This window comes from Vibrio sp. 1402 (genome assembly GCF_033340275.1).
The window spans coordinates 1-517 of record NZ_JAWOWE010000710.1; the positions used below are offsets into that span (position 1 = coordinate 1).

The 517-nt window shown below is 47.8% G+C and carries 1 protein-coding gene; it reads right to left on the reverse strand.

The window, feature by feature from the left end:
• Positions 1-64: 64 nt before the first annotated feature.
• Positions 65-517 (reverse strand): MarR family transcriptional regulator (locus tag R7044_RS28075; protein ID WP_225456374.1); only part of this gene is annotated, 453 nt, incomplete at its 5' end.

The window sequence follows — 517 nt, forward strand, 5'->3', positions numbered from 1 at the left end:
ACGCGCGAACTTTTGGTCTGGAGTCATAGGCGTTTACTTCTCTTTTTTATTAGGATTTCTGACTTTATTCGCCAAGTGAATCGAGCGCATTGTGAGCAATTTGCTCTAGGACCAAGCCCAATTTCTTTAGCTCTTGGTCATTGATTTCTGAGAGCAGTTTTCGACGAACCTGCAAGATGCGTTCTTCCACTTGTATCAACAGCTCTTTGCCTTCGTCCGTTAAGCTGACAATTCGCGCTCGCTTGTCATGCTCACAACAACGTCGCGTAACGAGCGATTGCTCTTCGAGTAGTTTTAGCGTGCGCATCAACGAGGCAAGCTCAATCTCAAGCGCTTCAGCAAGTTGCTTTTGACTGATGTTGTCGCCCATTCGATACAGCTTCCAAAGCGCCGTCCAGCGCGGGTAAGTTAGGTTTAGCGGTTCGAGCTCACGGTCGGCAACCATCTTCCATAAACGAGCGACACGAGACAGTTTTTCGGCAAGGGACAGATCTCTCAAAATGTTGATGTCTTGGAT